Here is a 7,000-nt window from a genome sequence, read left to right as displayed (position 1 = left end):
TCACGCTCCGCATGCTCATCCGACGCTCGACGAGCCGCTACCGCTGGGACGGCCGCCCCACCACCCGACGCCTCAAGTGATCCATTTGCCGGTCGCTCTAAGTTGTGCATTCCCGCTCTTACTAGCTGGTGGGCAGGGGGTGTCTCGGTAGCGGAGGCGTAGCCCGGCTCCGTGGTCACCCGCCCCCTCGCGCCAGGAGCGGAGCCAGGGTGTGGAGGGGGATGGGGGCGGCCCCGAGGATGCCCCAGGTGGTTGCGTAGGCTGGCGTCGTCGTCGCGGTGGGACGGCCACAGGTTGTCCGTGGATCCCCTCCGATCTGCCTGACGGGGGGTCAGAAAAGTGAGCAAGTGGTGAGCATCAGTCCTCAAATACCTGGGGAAAGCTGACCGAACTTGCGACTCGTTGTAAGGTAGGAAAACAGCACTTGACCTGCAAAAATGCAGGCAGGGAGCCTATGTTCGGGAGTGCCTCAGTGATACGCACCATGTTCAAGTCCAAGATTCACCGGGCCACGGTGACGCAGGCCGACCTGCACTATGTCGGATCCGTGACCATCGACGGCGAGCTGATGGAGGCCGCCGATCTGCTGCCCGGTGAACTGGTGCATATAGTCGACATCGACAACGGTGCACGCCTGGAGACGTACGTCATCGAGGGTGAGCGCGGTTCGGGTGTCATCGGCATCAACGGGGCGGCCGCCCATCTGGTTCACCCCGGCGACCTGGTCATCCTGATCAGCTACGCGCAGGTCGACGACGCCGAGGCGCGCGCCCTGACTCCACGAGTGGTCCATGTCGACGCGGACAACCGGATCGTCGCCCTCGGACACGACGCCTCCGCACCCGTTCCCGGGACCCGTACGCGGCGTGGGCCGCACGCGGTGCCCACGGCAGGCTGAAGCGCACCGTCCACGCCCGCAGGCGACAGGAGCACCGTCATGGCAGGGAACTCAGCGGTCGGCATCCGGGACGACCGGGAACACGGCAACCTCGTGGCCTACGAGGACGGCAAGGCCGCCGGGGTCATCGCGTACTTCGTCATGGACCCCGCGCCCGGTGCCCTCGTCGCCGTGCACACCGTCGTCGAGCCGGGCCACGAGGGCAAGGGCATCGCGGGCGCCCTCGTGGCGGAGTTCTACGCCATGGCGGCCCGTGAAGGCGTCCCCGTCGTCCCGCTCTGCCCGTACGCGGCGAAATGGGCGCAGCGCCACCCGGAGCAGGCGCCCGCCGCCCCCGCGGAGCTGGTCCTGGAGGCGGAGCGGCAGCTCAGGTCGCACCCCGAGCTGTTCTGACCCGTCGGCGCCGTGGGGCGTACGGGGCACATGTGTGGACTCGACAGGCGCGGGCAGCCGCAGCGGGAGACGGTGGAGACGAGCTTCACCGGAAAGACTCCCGACGCTTTGGAGGTCCGAGATGACCCACCCGTACCCCGACCCGGTACCGCCGGCGCCGACCCCCGCACCGGTGCCCGGACCGCCCGCACCGGTACCGGGCCCGCCGCCCGTACGGCCCGGCCCGATGCCCCCGGGCCCGTCGCCCGACCCGATTCCGCAGCCGCCGTCGCCCGACCCCGACCCGGTGCCCGAGCCGGAGCCCTCGCCCCAGCCCACCGGGTGAGCCGCTGAGCCCCCGGTCCGGCACGCGGACCCTCAGGCGGGCCGGGCGGGCCCGCCGCCGGGCCCGGTCAGCGCGTCGGCGTGGGCGAGGCCGCTCTCCGCCGCGATCGCGTCCAGCGACTGGGCGTCGCGCACCGGGGCGAACACCACCCCGGCCGCACCGCGGCCCGCGGTGGCCCGGAAGCCGTGCACGGCGGGCCGCGGCAGGCTGTTGTACGCCCACGGGGCGGAGAAGTAGTAGGCACCCGTGTCGTACAGCACGACGAAGTCGCCCTCGCGCAGCTCCGGCAGCTCCCGGCGGTGCGCCACCACGTCCCCGGCGAAGCAGCACGGACCCGCGATGTCCTGGGCCAGCGGCGGCCCCTCCTTGGGGCGCCCGTCCGCACCGAAAGCCCCGACCCGCAACGGCCAGGCGTCCGGCATGAGAACCGTACGGGTGGCGGTCTGCGCACCCGCATGGGTGAGCGCGACGCGGCGTCCGCCCGCGTCCTTCGTGTACTCCACGAGGGCTCCGATGAAGCCGTTCTTCGCGAGCAGGGACCGGCCGAACTCGGTGACGAGCGCGTAGCGGCCGTCGAAGAGGCCGGGTACCGCCTCCGTGAGGGCCGCCACGTAATCGGTGTAGGACGGCCGGACCGTGTCGTCGTCGAAGTTGACCGGAAGCCCGCCGCCGATGTCGAGGCTGGTGATCTGCCGGGTCCCCAGACGACCGTTGATCTCCTCGGCCAGCCGGTAGGTCTCGCCGATGCCCGCCGCGATGAGTTCCAACGGGCAGCCCTGGGAACCCACATGGGCGTGCAGCCGGGTCAGCCAGGGCCGTTCCGCGAAGGCCCGGACCACTGCCTCGCGGGCTCCCGCGTCGCGCAGCGCCACCCCGAACTTCGAGGTGGCCGTCGCCGTGCTCATCGCCCCGATGGAACCGCCGCCCACCTGCGGATTGACCCGCAGCCCGAGGACGGACCCGGTGTCCGGGGAGCGCAGTTCGTCGATACGCCGCAGCTCGTCCAGGCTGTCGGCGTTGACGGCCACGCCCAGCGCGAGCGCCAGCCGGATCTCCTCGCGCGTCTTGACGGGGGAGTCCAGGACGATGGCCGAGGGCGCGAACCCGGCGTCCAGGGCGAGCCTCAGTTCACCCGGGCTCGCCACCTCGCACCCCATCCCGCAGTCGGCCAGCAGCCGCAGCACCGGGATCAGGGCGGCGGCCTTCGCCGCGAAGGTGTGGAGCACATCCGGCGTCGCGGCGAACGCGTCCCGCAGCGCGGCGACGGAATCACGTACCCCGTCGGTGTCGATGAAGCCCGCGACGGGGCTGTGCTCGCCCAGCAGGCCCTGCTCGACGGCCGCGCGGACGGCGTCGGCGACGGACGCGGAACGTCCGGAGGCGGCGGACGGTGCGGAGGTGGCGGACGGTGCGGAGGCGGTGGACTGTGCGGAGGCGGCGGGGGGCGTGGAGGCGGCGGACTGTGCGGATGTCTGCGTCATACGGTGAGAATCGGTGATGGGAACCCCATGGGTCTTTGTCGGGAAGGACAAGCCTGGCGCCGATCCTTGTCCGTACGGTCAACCGCCGTACGGAAACCCGCCGAACTCCTCAAACCTCACCCGTCAGGCGCACGGCCAGGGTCAGAAGCAGCCGGGTGTCCGGGTCGTCCACGTCGACGCCGAACCTCTCCCGTACGCGCCGCAGCCGGTAGCGCAGCGTGTTGGGATGCAGCACGAGCCGGTGCGCGGCCCTGGTCACATCGCCCGCGGCGTCGAAGTAGGCGGCGAGCGTGCGGACCAGCTCGCCGCCTGCCGCGAGATCGGCGGCGACCAGGTCGTGCACCGGCCCGCTGCCCGCCTCCCACAACGGCCGTACGGTATCCAGCACGCGCAGCACATCGAGGGCCGTCCGTACCCCGGACGCCCCGGCGTACCGCACCGGGGCGCCGTCCCCGCCACGGTGCTCCCGCTCGCGCAGCACCCGGACGACGAGCACGGCCTCCTCCAGCGAGTCTGCGGCGCCGAGCGCGGACGAGGCCACGGATCCGGCCCCGATCCGGACCGGAACGCCGCCGGGCAGTGACCCCGCCACCCGGTCCAGCTCCCGGGCCAGAGCGAGCGCCTCGCGGTCCTGCCCCCGCTCGCCGGGCAGCAGCACCAGCAGCCGCGCCCGTTCGCGCAGGACCAGCACCGCACGGCGGTACGCGGTGGCGTGCAGGGCGAGCACATCCAGCGCGCGGCCGGCGGACGACGGCGAACCGGCCGCAGGGTCCGGGACCACGGCCAGGACCGCACACGGAGCGTCCGGTGCCAGGCCCAGCGACCAGGCGTGGGTACGGCGGTCCCCCCGCCCGTACAGCAGCCCGCGCAGGGCATCGTCGCGACGGCGTACGGCGCCGCTCTCGTTCAGCCGGTGCCGCACGAGATGGGGCGCCACGGCCCCGGCGGCGCGGCGCAGCGCCTCCCCGGCCCGCGGGGACAGGGGGCGGCCGTCCGCGGCGGCCCAGATCGAGCCGAGCACCTCCGGGCCGCTGCGCACGGCGATGACCAGGCGCTCGGGGCTGTCGCCGTCCGCCGGGCGGTGAATGACGTCGCGTGAGGTCCACAGATTCCGCAGGATCCCGCTGCGGCGCAGCTCGGCCACCCGCCACTCGGGGACCCGGCCGCCCAGGATCGTGGACCGGCGCACCCCGTCGGCCTCGGGCCGGGTGGCCGAGTGGGCCAGCACCCGGAAGCCGGTGTCCTCGATGGTGATCGAGCCGCCGGTCGACCGGGCGATGGACGCGGCGAGCGCGCTCAGCCCGCCCGCCGCAGTGCCGTCCGCCGGCGGGTGACCGCTGCGGCCCGCGCGGGCGTACGCGAGCGCGGAGCGCAGCAGCGTCGCGGTGTCGGTCCAGTCCGCCCACGCCGCGCGGGCCAGCAGCGCGATTCCCGACTCCTCGGCCGCGGCGAGCACTTCGGGAGCGGCGGCGGCTCCCTCCGCCTCGCGCAGCACCACGGCACAGGCACCCTGCCGGGCCGCGCGGAACACCGGCCGAGCCGCCTCGGCCAGGGCCGTGGACGCCCCGACCGCCAGGACGATGTGCGCCCCGGCGGGCCGGTCCGCCCCCTCGTCGCCGAGCGTCACACCCCGGACCGCGACATCCTGCCCGGCGGGGGCCAGCAGCAGCCGCAGCGCCCCGCTGTCGTCGAACGCCAGGATCTCCCGGAGCGTGGGCCCGGCCGCCGTCACCTCGTGCGGCGGTCCGCTGTCCATGGAACCGAGCATACGGGCGGGACCGGCGGGGCGGACCGTGCCGGCGGAATCGCCCGGACACGCCCTCGCCCGGCCTTCCGGCGCCGCCTCCAGCGCCGGGCCCGGCGCCACCGGTGCGGGTTCCGAGCGGTCCGAGCGTGGTGCGGAAGGGACTCTGCCGTGGTTCCGCGGCTGAGCGTCGACGGCCCGCGTGGCCGACCGCGCCCCAGCCGCCGTGGTCCTTTCAGGCGATGAGCGGGACCACGGCCTCCGGCGTCAGCATCCGGAAGGTGAAGGCCTGGTGGAAGTAGAGGCGGATGCTCGTGGCGTCGTGGTCCTGGTAGCCGATCGAAAGATCCTGGCCGAGCCGCAGTTCGAAGTCGCCGCCGCGGGTGGACAGCAGGACCCCGCCCGTCACGGCGGGCGCCCACAGGATCTGGTCGTCCAGCAGACGCCCCAGATGGGTGGCCACCGGATAGCCGTGGTCGGAGGTCTCGGTGGCCTCGGTGAACGCGTCGGCACCCAGCAGCAGCCGGTACGGTCCGTCGACCCCGGCGAGCCGCAGCCGCGTCAGGGCCTGGCTGACCGCCGCCGGGTAGTCCCGCGCATCGGCCGGCAGCGGGAGCGGGGTGTGCGAGGAACCGTCCCGCAGACCGGTGATCCCCGCCGCCGGGTAGCCGTCGATGACGGCCATGTCCTCGGCGAACGCACAGGTGCGGGCCGCGTCCTTGACGGGCTGCCAGTCGCTGTCGTCGGAGCCCCGTTCGACATCGTCCACGGCCGCCCGGGTCACCGTGAACGGCACCTTCCACTCGATGAGCGGCATCGAGGTACGGGCCCTGGCCAGCACGTCCGGGGTGGGCGGGTCGATGTCACGGAGGTGACCGTCGCCGATCGCGGCCAGCCCCGGCCCGTCCGGGTCGGTCACGTCCACCACCCGGCGGCCGGCGACATGGCGGCTGAAGGTGCGCCGGGCCTCCTCCTCGATCTGGTCCCAGGCGCCTTGCGTGACGGGCGCGAGTTCGCGGTGGAGGTTGTTCATCACTGGACGCTTTCTTGCAGGCTGCCGATGTGCAGCGAACCGTCGTCCGGGACCGCCGGGGCCGGTGCCCGCCCGTCCGGCGCGGTCGCCGGTTCCGGGCGGGCACCGGCCCCGGTGAGGGCGGGCGACGGCGGCGGGGCGTCGAGGAACTCGGCGCTGGGGGCGTGGAAGAGCGTGCCGGTGACCGCGGTCGAGAAGTCGAGGATGCGGTCGTGCGTACCGGGCGGATCGCCGAGGAACATGTTGCGGAGCATGCGTTCGGTCACCTCGGGGTCGGCCGCGTAGCCGATGAAGTACGTGCCGAACTCGCCCTGTCCGAAGCTGCCGAACGGCATGTTGGCGCGCAGGATGTCGCGCTCCGTACCGTCCGGGTCGGTGATCGTGTTGAGAGCGATGTGGGAGTCGGCGGGCTTCTCGGCGTCGGACATCTCGACGTCGTCGAACTTGGTCCGGCCGATCACCAGTTCCTGCTCATGGACGGACAGCGCGTTCCAGGCCGCCAGATCGTGCAGGTACTTCTGCACGATGACGTAGCTGCCGCCCGTGAAACCGGGGTCGTCGTCGCCCACCAGAGCGGCGGACCGCGCGTCGTCACCCACCGGATTCTCCGTGCCGTCCACGAAGCCGAGCAGGTCCCGGTGGTCGAAATAGCGGAAGCCCTGGGTCTCGTCGACGATCCGCACCGCACCGCCGAGCCGCTCCAGGAGCTGCCGGGCCCACTCGTAGCAGACGTCCATCCGCTCGGCCCGGACATGGAAGATCACATCGCCCGGGGTGGCCGGAGCGTGGTGGAGCGGGCCCCGCAGCTCCTGGAAGGGATGCAGCCGCGCCGGGCGGGGACCGTCGAACAGCCGGTCCCAGGCCGCGGAGCCGAAACCCGTCACACAGGCCAGCTCCGCGTCCGGGAAGCGGAAGCCGATCGAACGGCTGACCGCCGCGAGGTCCGGCAGCACCTCACGCACGGCCGCCTCGCCGCCCGGTTCGATCGTGCCGACCAGGATCAGCGCGGCGCTGGTCAGCTGGGCGACCACGGGCTGGACCGCGACCGGGTCCGGGACGGCGTCGGGCATGCGCGCACTCCAGAGTTGGCGGGGCATCGGCGGGGCATCGGCGGGACCGAGGGCCG

The 7,000-nt window shown here is 73.3% G+C and carries 6 protein-coding genes; 2 read left to right on the top strand and 4 right to left on the bottom strand.

Annotation, left to right across the window (positions count from 1 at the left end; genetic code table 11):
* The first annotated feature begins 472 nt into the window (after nucleotides 1-472).
* Nucleotides 473-898: an aspartate 1-decarboxylase gene (panD, locus tag ACIGJO_RS31815; protein WP_399964143.1), complete on the top strand. Its 426-nt coding sequence runs from the start codon at nucleotides 473-475 to the stop codon at nucleotides 896-898.
* Between the two features lie 39 nt (nucleotides 899-937).
* Nucleotides 938-1,291 (top strand): GNAT family N-acetyltransferase, encoded by a 354-nt coding sequence (locus ACIGJO_RS31810; protein WP_399964141.1) that lies wholly within the window; start codon nucleotides 938-940, stop codon nucleotides 1,289-1,291.
* A 357-nt stretch (nucleotides 1,292-1,648) separates the two neighbouring features.
* Here the strand turns inward: ACIGJO_RS31810 and ACIGJO_RS31805 are convergent, their stop codons facing one another.
* The 4 genes from ACIGJO_RS31805 to ACIGJO_RS31790 all read right to left on the bottom strand — a co-directional run bounded on the left by ACIGJO_RS31805 (nucleotide 1,649) and on the right by ACIGJO_RS31790 (nucleotide 6,944).
* Nucleotides 1,649-3,097 carry a diaminopimelate decarboxylase gene (locus ACIGJO_RS31805; protein WP_399964139.1) on the bottom strand — a complete coding sequence of 483 codons (1,449 nt, stop codon included), beginning with the start codon at nucleotides 3,095-3,097 and terminating at the stop codon, nucleotides 1,649-1,651.
* A gap of 109 nt (nucleotides 3,098-3,206) precedes the next feature.
* The gene (locus ACIGJO_RS31800; protein ID WP_399964137.1) at nucleotides 3,207-4,853 is read right to left on the bottom strand and encodes a PucR family transcriptional regulator; all 1,647 of its coding nucleotides are present in this window, start codon (nucleotides 4,851-4,853) and stop codon (nucleotides 3,207-3,209) included.
* Between the two features lie 223 nt (nucleotides 4,854-5,076).
* A complete protein-coding gene (locus tag ACIGJO_RS31795; RefSeq protein ID WP_399964135.1) occupies nucleotides 5,077-5,874 on the bottom strand; it encodes a family 1 encapsulin nanocompartment shell protein in 798 nt (265 codons plus the stop codon).
* Complete coding sequence (locus ACIGJO_RS31790) at nucleotides 5,874-6,944, bottom strand: Dyp-type peroxidase (protein ID WP_399964133.1); 1,071 nt, start codon at nucleotides 6,942-6,944, stop codon at nucleotides 5,874-5,876. Before ACIGJO_RS31790 ends, ACIGJO_RS31795 begins: the two co-directional genes overlap by 1 nt.
* Nucleotides 6,945-7,000: the final 56 nt, after the last annotated feature.

This window comes from Streptomyces sp. NPDC079020 (assembly GCF_044542225.1).
In the GTDB taxonomy this organism is placed as follows: Bacteria; Actinomycetota; Actinomycetes; order Streptomycetales; family Streptomycetaceae; genus Streptomyces.
The sequence above is the reverse complement of the archived record's forward strand: the minus strand, read 5'-3'. Positions and strand labels throughout refer to the sequence as shown.

Bases quoted from the DNA above. Each gene is read 5' to 3' on its own strand.
- ACIGJO_RS31810 (WP_399964141.1), top strand. From the start codon at position 938: ATGGCAGGGAACTCAGCGGTCGGCATCCGGGACGACCGGGAACACGGC.
- ACIGJO_RS31805 (WP_399964139.1), bottom strand. From the start codon at position 3,097: ATGACGCAGACATCCGCACAGTCCGCCGCCTCCACGCCCCCCGCCGCC.
- ACIGJO_RS31800 (WP_399964137.1), bottom strand. From the start codon at position 4,853: ATGGACAGCGGACCGCCGCACGAGGTGACGGCGGCCGGGCCCACGCTC.
- ACIGJO_RS31795 (WP_399964135.1), bottom strand. From the start codon at position 5,874: ATGAACAACCTCCACCGCGAACTCGCGCCCGTCACGCAAGGCGCCTGG.
- ACIGJO_RS31790 (WP_399964133.1), bottom strand. From the start codon at position 6,944: ATGCCCGACGCCGTCCCGGACCCGGTCGCGGTCCAGCCCGTGGTCGCC.